Source organism: Caulobacter mirabilis, from assembly GCF_002749615.1.
GTDB classification, from domain to species: Bacteria; Pseudomonadota; Alphaproteobacteria; order Caulobacterales; family Caulobacteraceae; genus Caulobacter; species Caulobacter mirabilis.
The window spans coordinates 46,429-65,501 of record NZ_CP024201.1 but is presented as its reverse complement, the minus strand read 5'-3'; the positions used below and the strand labels follow the sequence as shown (position 1 = coordinate 65,501).

Below are 19,073 nucleotides of genomic sequence, written 5' to 3'. Positions count from 1 at the left end.
CAGGGAAGGAGCGCGCACCGTCTTGAAAACCTGCCTGCTGGTCGATGACAGCCGGGTGATCCGCAAGGTGGCCCGCCGCATCCTGGAGGACCTCGGCTTCGAGATCGCCGAGGCGTCCGACGGGCTGGAGGCGCTCGCCTGGTGCCGCGCGGCCATGCCCGACGCCATCCTGCTCGACTGGAACATGCCGGTGATGAACGGGCTGGAGTTTCTGCGCACCCTGCGGGCCGAGCCCGGCGGCGACGCGCCCCGGGTCGTGTTCTGCACGGTCGAGACCGATCCGCAGCGAATCCGCGAGGCGCTGGACGCCGGCGCGGCCGAGTACATCATGAAGCCCTTCGACGGCGACATCATCGCGGCCAAGTTCGCCGAGGCGGGCCTGGCATGACGCCCGAGGATATCCAGCTGGTCGCGGCCCTGTGCAAGGCGCGGGCGGGGATGAAGGTCGACCCGGCCAAGACCTATCTGATGGAAAGCCGCCTGGCGCCGCTGGCCCGGCGCGAAGGCTACGGTTCGATCGAGGAGCTGATCGCCGGGCTGAAGGCGCGCCGCGAGGAGGCGCTGATCTGGGCCGTGGTCGAGGCCATGACCCTGAACGAGACGGCCTTCTTCCGCGACAAGCCGGCCTTCGAACAGATCCGGGACGATGTCCTGCCGACCCTGTCGCGGCTGCGGGGCCCCAATCCGATCCGCATCTGGAGCGCCGGCTGCGCCACGGGCCAGGAGGCCTATTCCCTGGCCATGATCGCCGAAGAGGGGCGGGGTCTGGAGCCTGGCTGCCGGATCGAGATCTACGGCTCGGACTTGTCGGAGCGCTGCCTCGAGAAGGCGCAGTCCGGGGTCTACACCCAGTTCGAGGTCCAGCGCGGCCTGCCGATCCGGCTGCTGATCCAGCACTTCGAGAAGATCGAGGAGAACTGGCGCCTGTCGCCGCGCATCCGTCAGCGGGTCCGTTGGCGGCGGCTGAACCTGGCGGCCGACCTGTCGGCGGTGGGCCGGTTCGACCTGATCCTGTGCCGCTATGTGCTGGGGGCGCTCGACGAGGGCTTCCGCCAGCGCGTGCTGGAAGGGCTGGCCGCTGCGCTGCCGGCCGACGGGGTCCTGATCCTGGGCGAGGACGAGAGCATCGCCGGCGCGACCAACGCCCTGCGGCCGGTCGCCGGCCGGCCCGGCCTGTTCACGCGCGACCCCTCGTTCCGGGTCGCCGCCTGATCCGGCGTCTCTGACCGGGCGAACGCCGTTCGCTTCCCCTTTGCTTCCCTCGCGTCACGCCTGCACTCTTCGCGCCGAGGGCAGGAGGAGACGGACATGAGCGGCGCAGATCGCATTCCCGACGAGATCGCCATGAAGGCGATCGATCCCAAGAACTACGGCGACGACAGCGTCCATGAGGCCTTCCGCTGGCTGCGGGCCAACCAGCCGCTGGGCCGGGCCGAGCTGGAGGGCGTCTATCCGTTCTGGCTGGTCACCAAGCACGCCGACATCCTGGAGGTCAGTCGCCAGAATGACCTGTTCCACTCCGGCGACATGCCCACGACCTTCACCACGGTCGAGGGCGACCAGATGGTGCGCAACATGACCGGCGGCAGCCCGCACCTGGTGCGGACGCTGGTGCAGATGGATGCCCCGGATCATCCCAAGTACAGGATCATGACCCAGTCGTGGTTCCTGCCGCAGAACATCCGCAAGCTGGAGGACCGCATCCGCCAGATCGCCCGCGAACACGTCGACCGGATGGCGGCGCTGGGCGGCGAGTGCGATTTCGTCAACCAGGTCGCCCTGCACTATCCGCTGCATGTGATCATGGAGATCCTCGGCGTGCCGCCACAGGACGAGCCGCGCATGCTGAAGCTGACGCAGGAGCTGTTCGGGGCCCAGGATCCGGAGCTGAACCGCCAGCGGCAAGAGGCGATGAACAACGCCGACGCCTTCGCCCAGATCCAGGCGGTGATCGCGGACTTCTTCATGTACTTCAAGGCGATCACCGACGATCGCAAGGCCAGCCCGCGCGAGGACGTGGCGAGCGTGATCGCCAACGCCAAGCTGGACGGACAGCCGATCAACGACTTCGAGGCGATGAGCTACTACGTCATCGTCGCCACCGCCGGCCACGACACGACGTCATCTTCGACTGCGGGCGCGGTCTGGGGCCTGTGCGCCAACCCCGGCGAGTTCGCCAAGGTGAAGGCCGACCCGTCTCTGATCCCGGGTCTGATCGACGAGTCGATCCGCTGGATCACGCCGGTGAAGCATTTCATGCGCTCGGCGACGGCCGACACGGAGCTGGGCGGCAGGAAGATCGCCAAAGGCGACTGGCTGTGGCTGGCCTATCCGTCGGGCAATCGCGACGAAGAGGTGTTCGAGGACCCGGACGCCTTCCGCGTCGATCGCAAACCGAACAAGCATCTGGCCTTCGGCTACGGGGCGCATCTCTGCCTCGGTCAGCACCTGGCCAAGATGGAGATGCGGATCCTGTTCGAGGAACTGCTGCCGCGTCTGGAATCGCTGGAGTTCGCGGGCGAGCCCAGGCTCAGCCAGGGCAACTTCGTCAGCGGGCCGAAATCGCTGCCGATCCGCTACCGGTTCCGCTGATGCAGAAGGGGCCCCCGCTTGGCGGAGGCCCCTGTTCGCGTGATGGAAGCGAAGGACGCTACTTGGCGTCCTTGGCGGTCTTTTCGACGGCGGTGCCGGCGGCCTTCACGTCCTTGCCGGCGCCCTCGATGGTGTTGCAGGCGGCGGCGAGAAGACTGGTGGCGGCCAGCGCCAGGATGACGAGCTTACGCATCGGATTCTCCTCGGCCCGATCACGGGCGGTTGACTGACGGTGAAGAAAACGCCCTCCGGGGAACTCAGGTTCCGCCGGGCGCGGCCTCCGGCGTCGGGAACACCAACCGGGCGGTGAGGCCGCCCTGGTCGTTGGCTTCGAGCGTCGTCTGGCCGCGCAGCTGGCGCGCGAAGGCCGTCATCAGAGTGCGGCCGACACCCTTGATCGTCGCCGGATCGGGCGGCGAGCCTCGACCGCCGCCGTCGTCTGCGATGGTCAGCTCGGCCTCGGGGCCGTTGACCTTGAAGTCGACGGTCAGCGTTCCGCCTCGCTCGGAAAGAGCGTGCTTCTGGGCGTTGGTGACCGCTTCGACGGCGAACAGGGCCAGCGGGGCCAGCTTGTCGGGGTCGATGACCAGACGGTCGGCGCGCACCTCCGTCCGGACGCTGGCGTGCGAACTCAGATCGCCGGCCAGCAGCTGGCCGGTCAGCTCCTCAAGGAAGGGCTTGAGGTCGACGTGCTTGATGTCGGCGCCTTGGTAGAGGGCGCGGTAGATCAGGGCCAGGGCGGTGATCCGCTGGCGGGTGTCGTTCATCGCCATCCGGGCGGCCGGGTCCGCCAGAGCCCGCTCCTGCATGCTCAGGAGGGAGCTGATGACCTGGAGGTTGTTCTTCACCCGGTGATGGATCTCGCGCATCAGCGCGTCCTTCTGCGCGAGGCTTTCGTGCAGCGAGGCGTCGCGGGCGACGATGGTGGCCGCCATGTGGTCGAGGGTCTCGGCCAGTTCGCGGATTTCGGGCGGGGCGCGGTCGGCCTGCAGCGGCCGGACGGTGAAACGGCCGCGGGCGTAAATGGCCGCCACGCGCTGCAGGTAGACGATCCAGCGGCCGACGCCCTGTTCCGCCGCGAACCAGACCGCGGCCAGGGCCACGACGAAGGCGATCAGCGGGAAGACGATCCCGGACAGCGGGTCCAGCCAGGCGGTCGAGAACAGGCCGCGCGACGGGGCCGACAGGATCACGAACAGATCATCGCCGACCAGCGGCGCCGCCGAATAGGCCCTGCGGACGAAACGGCCGTCGAAGCCGTAGCCCAGGAAGGAGCCGCGCGCCGAGGCCCGCTCGATCCAGGGCTCCAGGTCCTTCGGGAAAGCCTTGGCGTCGGTTACGGACATGACCGCGCCGTGGCGATCGACGATGGCCACCTGGGCGCCGTTCGGCAGCGAACGGTCGGCGAGTTCCGGCCGCAGGCTGGACAAGGGTATCACCGCCGCCAGGGCGCCGAAGCCGATCTCGGGGTCGACCGTACGGGCGGCGGCGAACAGGGAGGGCTCGGCGGCATAGGGCGCGCCCGGGTCCAGCGTGACCACCATCGGCTTCCCGGCCTCGAGCGCCTTGAACCAGTCGCGATTGCGTCGCTCCGGGTCCGCGGGAACGCTGTCGGCGGCGCAGGCGACCCGGCCGATCCGGTCAAATCGGATCAGGTTGGCGTACCCCGGCAGCCGTCGCCGGATGTCGATGAGGCGCTGCGAACAGTCGAGGCCGATGGAGCCGGGCCCCAGGGTCTCCAGCAGGACGCTGGCGGCTTCCATGCGCGCGCGCGCCGTGGCGGCGCTGCGCTGAGCGGCAGACTGCAGCACGGCCTGGCGGTCGGCGGTCTCCCGCTGGTAGGCGAGCAGGGATTGCCCGGCGCCGAGCAGCAGCACGGGCAGCAGGGCCAGCGCCAGGGCGACGCCCAGTCGAACCCGGATCGTGGTCGCGGGGCCCCAGCGGAAGCGCTTCAGCGGCGTCACCTCGCCGCGCTCAACCGCTCCGCGTCGGCCAGGATCGAGCGCATCGCGTCACTGGCGTCGCCGCCGTCGCGCTCGTAGTTTCCCGCTTCCAGGATGCCCTGCAGCGCCTTGCGGGCGCGGCTTACGCGGCTCTTCACCGTGCCGACGGCGCAGCCGCAGATGTCGGCCGCCTCCTCGTAGGCGAAGCCGCCGGCGCCGACCAGGATCAGCGCTTCGCGCTGCTCATCCGGCAGCATCCCCATGGCCTGGCGCAGCTCGTCCAGCGCGACGGGCGCTTCCGGGTCGTCGACCGCCACCAGGGTCCGCTCGGCGGCTTCCTGGTCGAGCTGGGTCGAGCGCCAGGAGCGGCGCTTGTCCGAGTAGAACTGGTTGCGAAGGATCATGAAGGTCCAGGCCTTCATGTTGGTGCCCAGCTGGAAGCTGTTGCGTGCGTCCCAGGCCTTGATCATGGCGTCCTGCGCCAGGTCGTCGGCCTGGGTGGCGTCGCCGGTCAGGGTGCGGGCGAAGGCGCGCAGATGCGGAATCAGGGTCACCAGCTCCTTCTGGAACACAACGTCCCGAGCGGCGCCTTGGAGCTCCGTGTGGTCGTCTGCCGAGGGGACCGCCATCAGCGCTCTCCGGGCTTGGTTTCGGCGCGCCGAAGAATGTCCAGAAACTCGTCGGGAACGGGTTCGTTGACGACCTCGTCGAACATCTGGCGGAGCTTGACGCCGATGGCGCGCTGCCTCAGCCGCGCTTCGTCAAGCGGGGCGTTCCCCTTGCGACGCTCTTCCATGGTTCTCTGTTCGATCATCCTGTCGGCGCGGCTCCGGCGCCTGCCCCCTATCGGAACTGGCTTCGGGCGTTGAACGCCGCATATGTTAAGCTGGTTCCAATAACCATGGTCTCTATGATGCCGTAGGTTGAAGCCGCTGGGAACCGGCTCGTCGATCACGCGTTCGATCGCCGAGGGCAGCGACTCCGCACGTGCGGAGGATTTCGTGCGTCTCTAAGGAATCGGGAGGGGTCATGAGTCTAGTTGCTCGTCTTGCGCCACATCTGCCCTACATGCGCCGGTACGCGCGCGCCCTGACTGGCGCGCAGTCGACTGGCGACCAGTATGTGCGGATCGCGCTTGAGGCGCTGGCCGCCGGCGAGCGCACGCTGGACAGCCGGTTTTCGCCGCGCGTGGCGCTGTACCACGTCTTCCACGCCATCTGGTGCTCGTCGGGCGCTCAGCTTGAGGATCGCAGCCCCGAAGCCGTGGGCCAGGACGCCAGCCAGCGCCTGCTGCGGATCGCGCCGCGCTCGCGCCAGGCCTTTCTGCTGACCGCGCTGGAGGGGTTCACGCCCAGCGAGGCGGCGCAGATCCTGGACACCGACTTCTCCGACGTCGAACGCCTGATCGCCGAGGCTCAGAACGAGATTGACGCCGAGTTGGCGACCGACGTCCTGATCATCGAGGACGAACCGGTGATCGCCGCCGACATCGAGGCGCTGGTCCGCGAACTCGGCCACAGCGTGGTGGACATCGCCGCCACCCGAACCGAGGCGGTCGAGGCCGTGGCCAACAAGATGCCGGGCCTAGTGCTGGCCGACATCCAGCTGGCGGATGGGTCGTCGGGCATCGACGCGGTGAAGGACATCCTGGCGCGTTACGATGTGCCGGTGATCTTCATCACCGCCTTCCCCGAGCGACTGCTGACCGGCGAGCGGCCCGAACCGACCTTCCTGATCACCAAGCCCTTCCAGCCGGAGACGGTGAAGGCGGCGATCGGTCAGGCGCTGTTCTTCCATCCGGGGCGCACCCGCAAGGCGGCTTGATCTCGGCCTATCTCGGCCTGTCGAGAAGAACAACGCCCTCCCGCCAGACGGCGGGAGGGCGTTTCTCGTTGCGGCCTATCGCCGGTGACCGTCGTCGGGCGTCTGCCTGACCGGGCCGCCGATGCCCTGCATGTCGCGGGCGTCCTGGACGGTGGGCCGGTTCTTCTGGTCGACGATGTCCAGCCCCGTCGCGTGATAGGCCCAGGACCCGAACAGGCCGATGAAGGCCAGGGTCGTGGAGGCCACCAGGACCCAGAACACATGCCGACCCCAGCGGCCCTGGCGGACGTCGGTGACGTCGAGCGCGCCGTCGCTCGCGGCGCGTGGGAAGCGGCTGAAGAATTCGGCCATATCGGCTCCTCCCTTTCGCGGCGGTTCGACTCTCGAACGCGTCCGGGGGAGGCTCTGTTCCGTGTCCGAGGCGGCGTGATTCGCCGCGACAAAATTTTTCTCGCGATCCCGGAACCAGGACCGGGACGTCACGTTGTATGTCTGCGGAGGCGGCGACGCCCCCCCCGACTTGAGGCTGGCGAGAGCCAGCCTGCCGTCTCCGCACCCTTTTCTCGATGATGCAAACTTCAAGGGGCGGGCCCAAGGGTCCGCCCCTTCTTCGCGCGCCTAGGGTTTATCGCGGAAGATCACCTCGGCCTGCCGGCGCAGGGGCTCCTGCTGGCCCGTCGCCGTGACCGCGCCGGCGGCGCCCGCCGCGTCGAAGCGCACGTTGCCGAAACCCAGGCCGCCGAGCGCGGCCGTCACGGCCTTGGCGCGGTTCTCGGAGAGCTGCTGATTTTCACGTGAGGAGCCGGCGGCGCTGGCCAGGCCCGTGACGTCGACCACGCCCACGGCGCAGCTCCGGCGAATCTGGGCGGCTTCCCGAAGAACGCCCTTGGCGTCCTCAGTCAGTTTGGCCGAGTGCTGGTCGAAATAGATGCTGACCTTCAGGTCTTCGCAAGGGTTGGGCGTCGCCACCTTGGTCTTGGGCGTCAATGTGCAGCCGGCCAGCGCCAGCCCCGCGACGCCGATCAGCGTCACCGCCCCGAATTTCCATGAACCGCCCATGTCGCGCCCTCAACCGTGAAAAAGGCGGCCGACTGCACGCCGGCCGCCCTGATCATTCCTTGAGAACGACGATCCGGCAATCAGTTCCGGGGGCTGCCGTCCTCCCAGTAGTAACGACGCGCGGCGGAGTCGTAGTAGTAGTAACGGCCGGCGCGCTCGTCATAGTACTGGCGACGGGTCTGGGGCTGGGCTCCGCAACCGCCATCCTGGTTGCAGCCGCGGATGGCGCCGGCGGTCCCGCCGAGCACCGCGCCGATGGCCGCGCCCGCGCCCGCGTCGCCGCTGCCCACGTTGTTGCCGACGATCGCGCCGGCCAGCGCGCCGAGGGCGGCGCCGCCCGCGGCGTTACGTTCGACGTTGCCGGTGGTGGTGCAGGCGCTGGCGAGGAGGCCGGCGCCGGCGACAGCGATCAGGGTCTTGTACATCAGTCTCTCCTTGATCCCGGTAGTCCCCCATCGGCGGAACCAACGCCCCCCTTGGGAGCGGGTTCCGGGGTTAGGAACCGGCTATGGTCTGTTCCCGTTAGGTGTTGCAGTTGGGTGTCGGGGAAAAATCGTGCCGTCAGACGTTGTGACTCCGAAGCTTCGCCGGGTGGCGGTGGTGGTGAATCCCTTGTCCGGCAGCGCCGGGCCGGCCGCCGTCGACGAGGCGCGGCGAATCCTGGAGGAACAATGTGTCCAGGGCGTGGTGCGCACGCCGGAGGAGACGGGAGGCGTAGAGGCCTGTCTCCGGGCGTCTCTCGAGGATAATCCGGATCTGCTGGCGGTCGTCGCCGGCGACGGCACCGCCCGTGCGGCCGCCGGCCTGGCCGGGGCGGACGGCCCCCTGGTCGCGCCGCTGCCGGGCGGAACCATGAACATGTTGCCGCGCGCGCTGTACGGCGATCGCGATTGGAAACAGGCCCTCGCCGACATCCTGCGCAACGGCGAGGAGCGGATCGTCTCCGGCGGCGAGGTGGAAGGCCGCGCCTTCTACGTCGCGGCCATCCTCGGCGCGCCCGCCCTGTGGGCCCAGGCCCGGGAGGCGGCGCGGGAGGGCGATCTCTGGCGAACGCTTCAGCGCGCGCGCCGCGCCCTGCGGCGAGCGTTTTCGGGCCGCCTGCGCGTGTCGCTGGATGGCCGGCCGCGAGTGAAGACCGAGGCGCTGGTGCTGATGTGCCCGCTGGTTTCGGCCGCGCTTGACGAGGAAGCACGGCATCTGGAGGCGGCTCTGCTCGACCCCGCCAATGCCTTGGAGGCCTTCCGCCTCGGCGTGCACGCCGCGACGGGCGACTGGCGCGCCGACCCCAAGGTCCAGGCCGGTCCCTGTCATGTCGGCCGGGCCTGGGCGAGCAGCCACATTCCCGCTGTGCTGGACGGAGAACCCGCCCGGCTGAACCCGACCGCCGACTTCCGGTTCGTTCCGAAGGCCTTCCGGGCGCTGGTTCCGAAGGAGCCGGCGGCGTGACGACCGTGCGGTTCGCCCACGTCTCGGACATCCATTTCGGCGGAGAGAACGTCGCTGCGGTGGCGGCCTGCCGCGACTGGATCGCCGATCAGGCTCCGGACCTCGTCCTCATCACCGGAGACCTGACCCGCGAAGGGCTGCAGGCGGAGTTTCAGGCGGCCCGCGCCTGGGTCGACAGCCTGTCCGCGCCGGTCCTGGTTGTGCCCGGCAACCACGATACGCCCTACTTCGACCTGGCGAAGCGGCTGTTCGCGCCCTGGCGGCGCTATGAGCGCTACTTCGGGCCGGTTCCGGAGGAGGCCGATCAGCTGGACGGGCTGGCGATCGCCAGGATCAACACGGCCCGGGGCGTCCAGCTGCGGGCCAACTGGTCCAAGGGCGCCATCAGCGCCCGACAGGCGGGGGCGGCGGTGCGGGCCCTGGCGGCGGCGCCGGAGGGCGCGCTGAGGGTGGCGGCCTGCCATCATCCCCTGATCGAGATGGTCGGCGCTCCGATGAGCGGCAAGGTGCATGGCGGCCGGGCGGCGGCGGCGGTCTTCGCGCGCGGCGGCGTCGACCTGGTCCTGACGGGGCACGTCCATGCGCCTTTCGTTCTGCCGTTTTCAGGCGGCGACGGCCGGACCTGGGCGGTCGGCGCGGGAACCCTGTCGGTGCGTGAGCGTGGTGTTCCGGCGGGTTTCAACTGCATCGAGGCGGAGGCGGACGGCGTCACCTGCACCGCCCTGACCTGGACCGGCTCCCGGTTCGAACCCTGGCGGACCTGGCGGCTGGATCGACGCGTCGGCTGACGCCCATACGAAGACGGCGGCGGGAGATCCCGCCGCCGTCGATGTTCGCTCTGGTGGTCCGGATCAGGGCGAGCGGCCCCTGACCAGGTGCATCACGCCGGAAACGACGAACAGAACCAAGAAGACGAAGAACAATATCTTCGCGATCTCGACTGCCGTGCCGGCCAGACCGCCAAATCCAAGGAAAGCGGCGATCAGCGCAACAACTAGAAAAATGAGAGCCCATCTAAGCATCTGTTCTCTCCCAATCGACTAAACCGATGGAAGAGGAACGGCTTATCGGGCTACTTGTTCCTCTTTTTCTAGGTCGGGGCCGGATACTTCCAGCCTTCGCCGCCGGTCTTGGCGGCTTCCAGCTGCGACGCGGCCAGCGACCAGTTGGCGACGGTGTCGAACCAGGTCTCCAGGAAGCCTTTCCGGTTGTTCTGGTGGTCCAGGTAGTAGGCGTGCTCCCACAGGTCGCAGACCAGCAGCGGCGTCACGCCGGCCTTGGGCAGGGTGTCGTCGGCGTCGTGCGTCGAGATCACCTTCAGCTTGCCGCCCTCGTGCACCAGCCAGACCCAGCCCGAACCGAAGTGGCCGATCCCTTCGGCGACGAAGGCGTCCTTGAGCTTGGCGATATTCTCGAAGTCGGCCTCGATCGCGGCGGCCAGGTCGCCCGACGGCGTCTGTTTGGTCGGCGACATCGAATCCCAGAAGAAGCCGTGGTTCCAGGCCTGGGCGGCGTTGTTGAACACCTTCTTCTTCGTGGCGTCCCCGGCCGAGGCCTTGACCACCGATTCAAGGTCGGCGGGCGTCTCGCCCGCGTCTTCGAGCAGCTTGTTGAGGGTGTCGACGTAGGCCTTGTGGTGCTTGCCGTGATGGAAGCTGAAGGTGCGCGCGGACACCACCGGCTCAAGCGCATCGGCGGCATAGGGCAGATCGGGGAGGATGAACATTGGCTACTCTCCGGACGCCGCCCGGAGAAGCGCCGGGCGGGCCTAGTTCCTGGGGGGCGTGGACGGTTTGTCCACGAAGGCTCGAACAACCGCCGCGACGAGCGTGGGGTTGCGCAGGGCATATATGCCCGCCGCGACCGCGGCGCCCGCGGAAAGGATGGGTCGGTCCCGAACAATTTTCAGAACGGCGTCCACCAGACCCTGATCGGGCGTCGCCGCGGCGGCTGCATGCGCCCGGCGGTCGCCCTCGACCTTGCGGGCGGCGAGCAGGCCGGCCAGGCCGACCACCGCCGCCGCCGTGACCGAGACGATCGCGGCCGCCCAGGCCGAGCCGAGGTGCGGCTCGACCAGGGCATACAGGGCGAAGAAAGCGGAGAAGACGCCGACAGCGGCGGCGGCGGCGATTGCAGCGGCGGCCGCCAGGGCCATCAGCGTCCGTTCCATCATCAGCGGCGATCGCTCCGGCTGGCCAGCAGCAAGCCGATCAGCAGGCCGACGCCGACGCCCGCGAGGGTCGCGGTCACCGGGCGTTCCTTGACCCGCTCGACGACGTAGCGTTGGGCCTGGTCGAACTGTTCGCCGGCAGTGTCCGCATAGGCGCGGCTCTGGGCGCGCAGGGTTTCGAGGCCTTCGCGCACGGCGGCCTCGGTGCGATGCGCCGCCTCGGTCAGGCGTTCACGGGCGGCGTCGGCGGCTTCGACAAAGCTGCGCTCGGCGGTCTTGGCCGCGTTCTTCAGGTCGGTCTTGACCGCTTCGGTGTCGGGCAGCGGCGTCTTGGCGTTGGTCGGCATCCATACCTCCAGTGCGTGGGCGCGCCGATACCGGCGGGCCTTTCATAAGTAAGGGGTCCGCCGGTCAACGCGAGCTCTCACGGTCGGGTTCCACCCTATCCGAACGTCGATCTACGGACTAGGGATTCTCACGCCTCGCGCGAAAGTGCGGGAATGGCTATGGTCCGGCCATGGATGATGCCGCGTCCCGGGCGCCAGAGATCGTCGAAGCCGAGCGCCTGCGGGCGCTGAGGTCCCTGCATGCTTTGGATAGTGGTTCGGACCGCCGGTTCGACCGTATCGTCCGCACCGCGGCGCTCCTCTTCCGCGCGCCGAAGGCCGCCCTGGTCCTCGTTGACCGCGATCGTATCTGGTTCAAGGCCCGGATCGGCATCCCGAAGGGCCAGTACCCGCGGGAAGGCTCGTTGTCCGACCGCATCATCCGCGCGCCGGAGACGCTGATCCTGCCGGATCGACTGAAGGATCCGCGGTTCGCCAAGCTCAAGCCGCCGGCCGATCTGGAGCCGCGGTTTTTCGCCTGCGCGCCGCTGATCGCGCCGAGCGGCGAGGCTATCGGGCTGCTGGTCGCGGCCGATCCGGAACCGCACGAGGCGCACACAGACGCCGAGCGATTGGCGCTGGAGGATCTCGCCTCGCTGGCGGTGGAGACCCTGGTCCACGACGCCGAGACCATCGAGGCCGAACGACGCGCCCGACTGGACCATCAGCGGGTCGAGCTGGCGCTGGAGGCGGCCGGCCTGGGCGAGTTCGAGTGGGATCTCGTCGAGGACCAGGTCTTTGTCAGCGACCGCATGATGAGCCTGATGGGCATCGACCAGTCGACCGCGCCGGCCAAGCGTGGCGAGGTCGTCTACAGCCATGTCCACCCTGACGACGTGCCCCAACTGCGCGAGCGGCTGGAGGCGGGCCTGAAGGAGGGGCGCTACCACGTCCAGTACCGCCTGATCCGCCCGGACGACGGGCGCCTTCGGTGGATGGAGGGCGCGGGGGTCATGATCCACGATCGCGCGGGCGCGCCGCAGCGTGTGGTCGGGATCGTCCGCGACGTCACCGAGGCGCGGGCCGAGGCCGAGCACCGCGAGGTGCTGCTGGCCGAGTTGGACCACCGGGTGAAGAACGTCCTGGCCGCGGTCCAGGCGCTGGCCACCCAGTCCGCTCGTCGGACCCGGTCGACGGACGGTTTCCTATCCGCCTTCTCCGGGCGACTGAAGGCCATGGCCTCGGCGCACGAACTGCTGACCGCCACCCGCTGGCGGGGCGCGGGGCTGACGCACATCGCGACCGCCGAACTGGGCGGTCTCGCGCCCGGACAGGCCCGCTGGTCGGGCCCAGAGCTGATTCTGACGCCGCGGGCGGCGAACGCGGTGTCGCTGGCCCTCCATGAACTGGCCACCAACGCTGTGAAGTACGGCGCGCTGTCGTCGGAGAGCGGCCGTGTGGAGGTGGCCTGGGGTCGAACTCCCGACGGCGGGTTCCGCCTTGACTGGACCGAGCGCGGAGGTCCCGCGGTGAAGACGCCCGAGCGACGCGGCTTCGGCTCGACGTTGCTGGAACGGGTGACCAGCCGGGAACTGGGCGGGGAGTGCCGGGTCGAGTATCCGCCCGACGGCGTGCACGCTTGGCTGCAGGCGGATTTCCGGACCATCACCGCGGCGCCGCCGCGGGACGGGCCCGAGACCGGCGAAGCGGCGACGCCCGACGAAGGCGCTTCCCGGGGCCCGCCGCCCGTCGACGATGGAGAAATCGGCGGCCTGAAGGTGCTGATTGTCGAGGACGCCGTCCTGCTCGCGCTTGAGCTGGAAGCCGGCCTTCAGGAGGCGGGCGCCGAGGTGGTCGCCATGGCGTCGGAGTTGGAGGAGGCCCTGCAGCTTCTGGATCGCCCGATCGACGCCGCCGTCCTGGACGCCAATCTCAACGGCGAGTCGGTGCGGCCGCTGGCGGAGATCCTTCGGGATCGGGGGACGCCGTTCGTGTTCGCGACCGGCTACGGCGAGCGGGGAGCGCCGGAAGGTTTCGACGCCCCCGTGGTGCGCAAGCCCTACAACGTCCGCCAGATCGTCCAGGCCCTGGCCAGGGCGACGGGTCGCTAGGACCCGCGCGCCCGCTCCGGGATCAGTCCGCCTTGGCGACGTTGTCGTCGGCGTCGCGGTCGATGAGGTAGTTGTAGGGGTCGACCCCGGCGTAGGTCGGCGCCTTGGCGGTGACGAAGGTCAGCGTCTGGGTTCCCGAGCGGATCGGCCGCTTGTCGAGCAGGACGACCTTGCTGGAGTCGAAGCCCTTCTCGCCGGGCATCGCGGTGAACAGGCCCACGTCCAGCGTCTCCGCCAGCGGCGCCTCGGTCTCCTTGCCCTTGCCGTCGGCGTAGAGTTTGCGCGCCTTGACGGTCAGGGCGACGTCGAACCGGCCGTCCTTGCGCTTCCGCACCGCCACCTTCTCGGTCTTGATGTCGTAGAGGGTGATCTTCTCGAACAGGTCGGTGATCAGCGCCTGCTTGTCGGCGGGCGCTTCGGCGCGGAAGGCGGCGATGAGGTCGGTGGAGATCGGGTAGGGCGCGCCCTTGAAGGCATGGTCGGCCAAGATCCGCCGCAGGGCGCGGTTCACGGCCTCCTCGCCGATCTCGCGCTGCAGTCGGTACATGACGACCGAGCCCTTGCGGTAGTGGATGTAGCCCTGGTTCTCGACCCGCGCGAGCGGCAGTTCCTCGATGGCTTCGCCGCCGCGGGCGCGGAGGTAGCGGTCCAGCTCGAACTTCAGGAACTTCCGGATCTGGTCCTCGCCGTACATGTGTTTCATGACCATCAGCGCGGAGTACTGGGCCAGGGTCTCCGACAGCACGGTCATGCCCTGCTGGTCAGCGCCGATGACCTGGTGCGCCCACCATTGGTGGCCGATCTCGTGCGCCCCGACATAGGTGACCATGTCGATCTTCGACGGGTCGCTGTAGTCGGCGATGAAGAACAGATTCTCCGACCAGGGCATGGTGCCGGCGAAGGCCTGGGCGAAGTCGGCGTAGGCCGGGAACTCCAGGAACCGCAGCTGGCTGAACTGATACGGGCTGAAGTTGGCCTGGTAGTAGTCCAGCGAGGCCTTGGCCGCGCGCTTCATGCGCTCGACGTTCCAGGGGTGCTGCGGGTCGTAGTAGACCGCGATCTCGACGCCCTTGTACCGCTCGTGGGCGATGGCGTAGCGCGCCGACTGCACCGAGAAGAAGGGCATCACCGGCGCCTCGGTCACGAAGCGGACCTTGCGGCGACCGTTCTGGGTGATGTCCGAGACGACCTTGCCGGGCGCCACCGGGATCTGGTCGGCGACGGTCGAGACGGTGATGTCGGCGCTGACGAAGTCGGCGTCATGACGCAGGTAGTGGAACTGGCGGGATGGAACGTCGCCCAGCTTCGGAGGACGCAGTTCCGACGGAAGGCCGTACTTGCGGCGCTTGACCCGGTCCTGGAGCATGCCGCCGCGATCGATGCCCAGGCTGGGCGCGAACTCGGCGTTGTTCAGGAAGGTCCCGTTGTCGACGACGCGGGTCTCATTGCCGCTGTTGCGGAAACCGCGCTGCGATCGCTCGGTCGTGAAGGTGATCTCACGCCGCTCGCCTGGCAGCATCGGGGTGTCGAGCTGGAAGATCCGATAGTTGAAGCGTTCGTAGGTGCGCTTGGGCCGGCCGCCCTGGATCGACAACGCCTTGACCTTCAGATCCCGGTCGAAGGCGACGTGAATTTCCTTCAGCCGTTCGTTGGTGCGGTTCTCGACGACATACGAGCCGAGGACGGTGGCGCGGGGTTCGTGCGGATAGAGATCGACGTCGAGCTTCATCGACACGATCTTGGGCCGCGGCGTGTGCTCATAGCGCAGCAGGGCCTTCTCGTAGTCGGCCTGCCATTTGTCGTTGTCGGGCCCGGTCCGGTACTCGTTCAGGACGTCGGTGTTGTAGTAGATGAAGCCGCCGGCGCCGACGAACAGCAGCGCCGCGGCGGCCATCACCAGTCCCGCCTTCCCCGTCAGGCGACGGGGCAGGCGGCGCAGGCGCGGACGCAAGCGCGTCTCGGTTCCGCGGCGCCACAGCGCGTAGCTGAGGACGACCAGCACCACCGCGAACGCCGCCCAGTACAGGCGGAACCACCAGGCGCCGATCCAGAACTTGCCCATGCCGTTCATGTCGGACAGGGGCACGCCAGGGGAGCCGGCGTAGTTGTACAGATTGTGCTCGAAGCCCAGGTTGTTGAAGGTGATGGTGGTGATCATGTAGATCACCATCAGCCCCCAGCCGACGAACTTGTGCGGCGACAGGACCTGCAGGAACACCGCCAGGACGGCCAGCAGGATGAAGTCGACGGCCTGCGGCAGCAGATACCAGACCAGATAGTGGCCGAGCTGAACGTCGGTGAAGCCCTTGCCGAGCTGCAGGCCGATCGCGCCCAGGGCGCTGACGACCAGCGTCGAGATCAGAACCAGCGAGATGGCCGTGACCTTGGGCAGCACGTAGGCCCAGTCCGGCACCGGCGTGGAGTCGACGATCTCGTGGGTCTTCTTCTCGCGTTCGCGCCAGACCAGCTCGCCGGCGTAGTAGACGGCGATGATGAACGGGATCAGGCCGAACGAACCGACAAGAGTCGGAATCAGCACCCGCGTGACCGGGAAGATCACGCCGCCGTAGCCGGTGTCCTGGGTGGCGAACCACAGACCGCCCATGGCGTTGGCGAGACCGACGGCCAGCAGCACGGCATAGGCGGGGCTGCCGAACACCTGAACCATGTCGAGACGGGTGCGGGCGAGCAGCTGCCGCCAGGCGGTCGCGCGGTTGAACACCGGCTTGGGCCGGGCGGCGAGGGGCGGCGGCGGCGCGTCGGGCGCGGCGGCGGCGGCCAGGCGGTCGCGCTTGGCCTTGCGGCCGGACTGGGCGCCGGACTGGAACCGGAACAGCACGCAGGCGCCGGCCAGGAACACGACGCCCAGCCCGATGACGAACAGGCGGTTCCATAGCAGGACGCCCTCGACCGAGGGGATCAGGGTGTTGCGTTCGGCGTTGGTCCAGTACTTGGTGACCAGGCCGTAGGCCGACATGCCGATGGGATCGAACAGGGCGACGGACTTTTCCAGGCCGGGCTTGTCGAGCGCGATGCTGGCGGTCAGGTAGATGACCAGGAAGACGATGGTCCCGACGTAGGTCCACATCATCGACCGGGTGACCGTGGCGAGACCGAAGAACAGAGCCGCGGCCATGAACAGCGTGGGCAGCGCCAGCACGAAATAGGCGAACAGATAGCCGTTGAGCTGGTTGGGGCCGAGCAGCTCGGAATCCACCCAGGGCGCGAACGAGCCGATGAGCACGCCCAGCGGCACGATCAGGAAGGACAGGGCCGCCGCCGCGAAGGCGCCGCTGAACCGGCCCAGAAGATAGTCGAACCGGTTGATCCGGGTGCTGCGCAGGATCGGGCCGAAGCCGGTCTCATCGTCGCGCACGACCACATTGGCCACGAAGGCGGTCAGGATGAAGAAGTAGAACAGCCCGAAGGTGAGGTGCGCCAGAGCCAGGGCGAAGGGGCTGTTGCGGTCGTCGTTCGGACCGAGCCCGATCGAGATCTGCGACACCGTGGTGACGCCGAAGGCGAAGAGGCCGAAGAGAATGACGCCGACCCAGAACACCGGTTGGCGGAGCTGGTAGCGGAACTCGAACGCCGCGATTTTGCCGAACATCTCCGGGCCTCCGCTCAGGCGGCCTTGCGATGCGTCGAGAGGGTGGAGAAGTAGACGTCCTCCAGATCTCCCTGCACCGCCTTGAAGCCGTCGCCCGGGTCGCTGTCGGCGACCACGTGGATCACGGTGCGGCCCGCGAACAGGCGGGTGGAGATGACCTGGTGGCGGGCCCGGTAGGCGTCGAGCTCGGGCTTGTCGATGGTCTTGGTCCAGATGCGGCCCTTCAGGCCGGCGACCAGCGCGGCGGGCGCGCCCTGGCCGACGATCCGGCCGTCACAGATGATGGCCATGGCCGGGCAGAGGTCGGACACGTCCTCGACGATATGGGTCGAGAGGATGACCACCACGTTCTCGCCGATCTCGGCCAGCAGGTTCAGGAAGCGGTTGCGCTCCTCCGGATCGAGGCCCGCGGTGGGCTCGTCGACGATGATCAGCGACGGGTCGCCGATCAGCGCCTGGGCGATGCCGAAGCGCTGGCGCATGCCGCCGGAGAAGCCGGCGATGGCCTTCTTGCGGACGTTCCAGAGATTGGTCTGGTTGAGCAGGTGCTCGACGGTTTCCTTCCGATCCTTGGCGTTCGAGACGCCCTTCAGCACCGCCATGTGATCGAGCATGTCGTAGGCGCTGACCCGCGGATAGACGCCGAAGTCCTGCGGCAGGTAGCCCAGCGTGCGGCGCAGGGTCTCGGGATCCTTCAGCACGTCGATGTCGTCGAACCGGACGTGGCCCGAGGTCGGGGCCTGCAGCGTCGCGACCGTGCGCATCAGCGTCGACTTGCCGGCGCCGTTGGGCCCGAGCAGCCCGAACATGCCCTTGGGCACGGTCAGGTTCACCTCGTCCAGGGCCCGCGTCCCGTTCGGGTACACGTGCGTCAGGTTCTCGATAATCAGCATAACTGGATCCCGCCCCCAGTGTTGAACTTGGTACGCCAGCACTCCCCCCCTCAGTCATGGAGCGACCCATCCACAGGGGCAAGTGAAAGAACGTTAAGCCGACGTCGCGTCACGTCTCGCTATCGACAAACTGTGGCGCTAGAGACGTGTTCCATGACGCGCAAACTGGCCTTCGACGGCATCGAGAATTTTCGTGATTTCGGCGACTACGCCGCTGGATCAAAGCGACTGAAGCAGGGCGTCCTGTACCGATCGGCGCACCAGGCCGAGGCCAGCGATGCGGATCTGGAGTCGATGCGGGCGCTGGGCTTGACGGTGATCGTCGATCTACGACGTCCCAACGAACGCCGGCGCAGCCCCAGCCGCCGCTGGCAGGGCTTCGCCGCCGAGGTCATCGAGAACGATGTCGGCGACGAGCACGATGACCCCTGGCACGATTTCCTGCGGACGTCGGATCTCAGCGCCCAGGCCTTCCACGACTACATGGTCGACTACTATCGCGAGGCCCCGTTCGTGGGGCGTCACGTCGACCTGTACAGTCGTTACTTCCAGGCGCTGGCCCGGACGGACGGCGCGGTGCTGATCCACTGCGCGGCGGGCAAGGATCGCACCGGCATCCTGGCCGCCCTCACCCACCATCTGGCGGGCGTCCATGAGGACGATATCGTTTCCGACTATCTGCTGACCAACGATCCGCAGCGGTTCGAGCGTCGCATTCCGCTGATGCGGGCGGTGATCAAGGAGAACACCGGGCGCGAGACCAGCGACGAGGCGCTGATCGCGGCGCTCGGCGTCGAGACCCGCTACCTGGAGACCGCCTTCGCGGCCATCCATGCCGAGCACCCGTCTCTCGACGACTACATGGAGAAGGTGCTGGGCGTCGACGCCGCCGCCCGCGCGGTGATCGAGGCGAAGATCCTGGCCTGATCGCCGATCGTCCGACGGCAACGCGCCCGCCGCCCCGACCTTCCGGTCCAGGGCCTTGGCGGGCGCGAGGGGACGTGACCTCCATCCGGCTCCAGCAAGCGCGCACGACCCTTCAACTGCGAATCAAACGGCGGTGAAGCACGGCCTCGTCAACAGCGGGTGACAAACCCGA

21 protein-coding genes are annotated in these 19,073 nt (G+C 68.3%); 8 read left to right on the top strand and 13 right to left on the bottom strand.

What is annotated here, in order from left to right; translation table 11 throughout:
- Window positions 1–22 precede the first annotated feature (22 nt).
- The 3 genes from CSW64_RS00350 to CSW64_RS00340 all read left to right on the top strand — a co-directional run bounded on the left by CSW64_RS00350 (window position 23) and on the right by CSW64_RS00340 (window position 2,592).
- Entirely contained in the window at window positions 23–388 is a 366-nt protein-coding gene (locus tag CSW64_RS00350; RefSeq protein WP_099620221.1) for a response regulator, read from the top strand.
- The gene (locus CSW64_RS00345; RefSeq protein ID WP_099620220.1) at window positions 385–1,212 is read left to right on the top strand and encodes a CheR family methyltransferase; all 828 of its coding nucleotides are present in this window, start codon (window positions 385–387) and stop codon (window positions 1,210–1,212) included. Before CSW64_RS00350 ends, CSW64_RS00345 begins: the two co-directional genes overlap by 4 nt.
- Window positions 1,213–1,308: 96 nt before the next feature.
- Window positions 1,309–2,592 (top strand): cytochrome P450, encoded by a 1,284-nt coding sequence (locus CSW64_RS00340; RefSeq protein WP_099620219.1) that lies wholly within the window; start codon window positions 1,309–1,311, stop codon window positions 2,590–2,592.
- Between the two features lie 58 nt (window positions 2,593–2,650).
- On the opposite strand, the gene CSW64_RS00335 is transcribed toward CSW64_RS00340, so the two are convergent.
- The 4 genes from CSW64_RS00335 to nepR all read right to left on the bottom strand — a co-directional run bounded on the left by CSW64_RS00335 (window position 2,651) and on the right by nepR (window position 5,349).
- The gene (locus CSW64_RS00335) at window positions 2,651–2,785 is read right to left on the bottom strand and encodes an entericidin A/B family lipoprotein (RefSeq protein ID WP_099620218.1); all 135 of its coding nucleotides are present in this window, start codon (window positions 2,783–2,785) and stop codon (window positions 2,651–2,653) included.
- A gap of 64 nt (window positions 2,786–2,849) precedes the next feature.
- A complete protein-coding gene (gene phyK, locus CSW64_RS00330; RefSeq protein ID WP_281258622.1) occupies window positions 2,850–4,556 on the bottom strand; it encodes a sensor histidine kinase PhyK in 1,707 nt (568 codons plus the stop codon).
- A complete protein-coding gene (locus tag CSW64_RS00325) occupies window positions 4,553–5,164 on the bottom strand; it encodes a sigma-70 family RNA polymerase sigma factor (RefSeq protein ID WP_099620217.1) in 612 nt (203 codons plus the stop codon). Before CSW64_RS00325 ends, phyK begins: the two co-directional genes overlap by 4 nt.
- Window positions 5,164–5,349, bottom strand: a complete 186-nt coding sequence (gene nepR, locus CSW64_RS00320) for an anti-sigma T factor NepR (RefSeq protein WP_099620216.1) — start codon at window positions 5,347–5,349, stop codon at window positions 5,164–5,166. Before nepR ends, CSW64_RS00325 begins: the two co-directional genes overlap by 1 nt.
- A 215-nt stretch (window positions 5,350–5,564) precedes the next feature.
- Between nepR and phyR the strand changes: the two genes are divergently transcribed.
- Window positions 5,565–6,359 carry an anti-anti sigma factor/receiver protein PhyR gene (gene phyR / locus CSW64_RS00315; protein WP_099620215.1) on the top strand — a complete coding sequence of 265 codons (795 nt, stop codon included), beginning with the start codon at window positions 5,565–5,567 and terminating at the stop codon, window positions 6,357–6,359.
- Window positions 6,360–6,434: 75 nt separating this feature from the next.
- On the opposite strand, the gene CSW64_RS00310 is transcribed toward phyR, so the two are convergent.
- From CSW64_RS00310 to CSW64_RS00300, 3 genes are all read right to left on the bottom strand, one after another.
- Window positions 6,435–6,710, bottom strand: coding sequence for a hypothetical protein (locus CSW64_RS00310; RefSeq protein WP_099620214.1), 276 nt, complete (start codon window positions 6,708–6,710; stop codon window positions 6,435–6,437).
- Window positions 6,711–6,977: 267 nt separating this feature from the next.
- Window positions 6,978–7,418 carry an OmpA family protein gene (locus CSW64_RS00305; protein WP_099620213.1) on the bottom strand — a complete coding sequence of 147 codons (441 nt, stop codon included), beginning with the start codon at window positions 7,416–7,418 and terminating at the stop codon, window positions 6,978–6,980.
- 80 nt (window positions 7,419–7,498) lie between these two features.
- Entirely contained in the window at window positions 7,499–7,843 is a 345-nt protein-coding gene (locus CSW64_RS00300; protein WP_099620212.1) for a YMGG-like glycine zipper-containing protein, read from the bottom strand.
- Between the two features lie 130 nt (window positions 7,844–7,973).
- Between CSW64_RS00300 and CSW64_RS00295 the strand changes: the two genes are divergently transcribed.
- Both CSW64_RS00295 and CSW64_RS00290 read left to right on the top strand, forming a co-directional pair.
- The gene (locus tag CSW64_RS00295) at window positions 7,974–8,864 is read left to right on the top strand and encodes a diacylglycerol/lipid kinase family protein (protein ID WP_245863790.1); all 891 of its coding nucleotides are present in this window, start codon (window positions 7,974–7,976) and stop codon (window positions 8,862–8,864) included.
- Entirely contained in the window at window positions 8,861–9,652 is a 792-nt protein-coding gene (locus tag CSW64_RS00290) for a metallophosphoesterase family protein (protein ID WP_342745836.1), read from the top strand. The genes CSW64_RS00295 and CSW64_RS00290 overlap by 4 nt, the downstream gene beginning before the upstream one ends.
- Window positions 9,653–9,715: 63 nt before the next feature.
- On the opposite strand, the gene CSW64_RS00285 is transcribed toward CSW64_RS00290, so the two are convergent.
- From CSW64_RS00285 to CSW64_RS00270, 4 genes are all read right to left on the bottom strand, one after another.
- A complete protein-coding gene (locus CSW64_RS00285) occupies window positions 9,716–9,886 on the bottom strand; it encodes a DUF1328 domain-containing protein (RefSeq protein WP_099620210.1) in 171 nt (56 codons plus the stop codon).
- A gap of 68 nt (window positions 9,887–9,954) precedes the next feature.
- Window positions 9,955–10,590 (bottom strand): superoxide dismutase, encoded by a 636-nt coding sequence (locus tag CSW64_RS00280; protein WP_099620209.1) that lies wholly within the window; start codon window positions 10,588–10,590, stop codon window positions 9,955–9,957.
- Between the two features lie 42 nt (window positions 10,591–10,632).
- Window positions 10,633–11,037 carry a hypothetical protein gene (locus CSW64_RS00275; RefSeq protein ID WP_245863789.1) on the bottom strand — a complete coding sequence of 135 codons (405 nt, stop codon included), beginning with the start codon at window positions 11,035–11,037 and terminating at the stop codon, window positions 10,633–10,635.
- Window positions 11,037–11,381 (bottom strand): hypothetical protein, encoded by a 345-nt coding sequence (locus tag CSW64_RS00270; RefSeq protein WP_245863788.1) that lies wholly within the window; start codon window positions 11,379–11,381, stop codon window positions 11,037–11,039. The genes CSW64_RS00275 and CSW64_RS00270 overlap by 1 nt, the downstream gene beginning before the upstream one ends.
- A gap of 170 nt (window positions 11,382–11,551) precedes the next feature.
- Here CSW64_RS00270 and CSW64_RS00265 point away from each other — a divergent pair, with 170 nt between their 5' ends.
- A complete protein-coding gene (locus tag CSW64_RS00265) occupies window positions 11,552–13,471 on the top strand; it encodes an HWE histidine kinase domain-containing protein (protein ID WP_099620207.1) in 1,920 nt (639 codons plus the stop codon).
- A gap of 22 nt (window positions 13,472–13,493) precedes the next feature.
- On the opposite strand, the gene CSW64_RS00260 is transcribed toward CSW64_RS00265, so the two are convergent.
- The gene (locus tag CSW64_RS00260) at window positions 13,494–17,081 is read right to left on the bottom strand and encodes an ABC transporter permease/M1 family aminopeptidase (RefSeq protein WP_099620206.1); all 3,588 of its coding nucleotides are present in this window, start codon (window positions 17,079–17,081) and stop codon (window positions 13,494–13,496) included.
- 14 nt (window positions 17,082–17,095) lie between these two features.
- Window positions 17,096–17,974: an ABC transporter ATP-binding protein gene (locus CSW64_RS00255; RefSeq protein WP_099620205.1), complete on the bottom strand. Its 879-nt coding sequence runs from the start codon at window positions 17,972–17,974 to the stop codon at window positions 17,096–17,098.
- A 153-nt stretch (window positions 17,975–18,127) separates the two neighbouring features.
- Between CSW64_RS00255 and CSW64_RS00250 the strand changes: the two genes are divergently transcribed.
- Complete coding sequence (locus CSW64_RS00250; RefSeq protein WP_099620204.1) at window positions 18,128–18,901, top strand: tyrosine-protein phosphatase; 774 nt, start codon at window positions 18,128–18,130, stop codon at window positions 18,899–18,901.
- Window positions 18,902–19,073: the final 172 nt, after the last annotated feature.

Excerpts from the sequence above, each read along its gene's own strand:
- CSW64_RS00345 (WP_099620220.1), top strand. The coding sequence starts at position 385 with ATGACGCCCGAGGATATCCAGCTGGTCGCGGCCCTGTGCAAGGCGCGG.
- CSW64_RS00340 (WP_099620219.1), top strand. The coding sequence starts at position 1,309 with ATGAGCGGCGCAGATCGCATTCCCGACGAGATCGCCATGAAGGCGATC.
- CSW64_RS00335 (WP_099620218.1), bottom strand. The coding sequence starts at position 2,785 with ATGCGTAAGCTCGTCATCCTGGCGCTGGCCGCCACCAGTCTTCTCGCC.
- CSW64_RS00325 (WP_099620217.1), bottom strand. The coding sequence starts at position 5,164 with ATGGCGGTCCCCTCGGCAGACGACCACACGGAGCTCCAAGGCGCCGCT.
- nepR (WP_099620216.1), bottom strand. The coding sequence starts at position 5,349 with ATGATCGAACAGAGAACCATGGAAGAGCGTCGCAAGGGGAACGCCCCG.
- phyR (WP_099620215.1), top strand. The coding sequence starts at position 5,565 with ATGAGTCTAGTTGCTCGTCTTGCGCCACATCTGCCCTACATGCGCCGG.
- CSW64_RS00310 (WP_099620214.1), bottom strand. The coding sequence starts at position 6,710 with ATGGCCGAATTCTTCAGCCGCTTCCCACGCGCCGCGAGCGACGGCGCG.
- CSW64_RS00305 (WP_099620213.1), bottom strand. The coding sequence starts at position 7,418 with ATGGGCGGTTCATGGAAATTCGGGGCGGTGACGCTGATCGGCGTCGCG.
- CSW64_RS00300 (WP_099620212.1), bottom strand. The coding sequence starts at position 7,843 with ATGTACAAGACCCTGATCGCTGTCGCCGGCGCCGGCCTCCTCGCCAGC.
- CSW64_RS00285 (WP_099620210.1), bottom strand. The coding sequence starts at position 9,886 with ATGCTTAGATGGGCTCTCATTTTTCTAGTTGTTGCGCTGATCGCCGCT.
- CSW64_RS00280 (WP_099620209.1), bottom strand. The coding sequence starts at position 10,590 with ATGTTCATCCTCCCCGATCTGCCCTATGCCGCCGATGCGCTTGAGCCG.
- CSW64_RS00275 (WP_245863789.1), bottom strand. The coding sequence starts at position 11,037 with ATGATGGAACGGACGCTGATGGCCCTGGCGGCCGCCGCTGCAATCGCC.
- CSW64_RS00270 (WP_245863788.1), bottom strand. The coding sequence starts at position 11,381 with ATGCCGACCAACGCCAAGACGCCGCTGCCCGACACCGAAGCGGTCAAG.
- CSW64_RS00265 (WP_099620207.1), top strand. The coding sequence starts at position 11,552 with ATGGATGATGCCGCGTCCCGGGCGCCAGAGATCGTCGAAGCCGAGCGC.
- CSW64_RS00260 (WP_099620206.1), bottom strand. The coding sequence starts at position 17,081 with ATGTTCGGCAAAATCGCGGCGTTCGAGTTCCGCTACCAGCTCCGCCAA.
- CSW64_RS00255 (WP_099620205.1), bottom strand. The coding sequence starts at position 17,974 with ATGCTGATTATCGAGAACCTGACGCACGTGTACCCGAACGGGACGCGG.
- CSW64_RS00250 (WP_099620204.1), top strand. The coding sequence starts at position 18,128 with ATGACGCGCAAACTGGCCTTCGACGGCATCGAGAATTTTCGTGATTTC.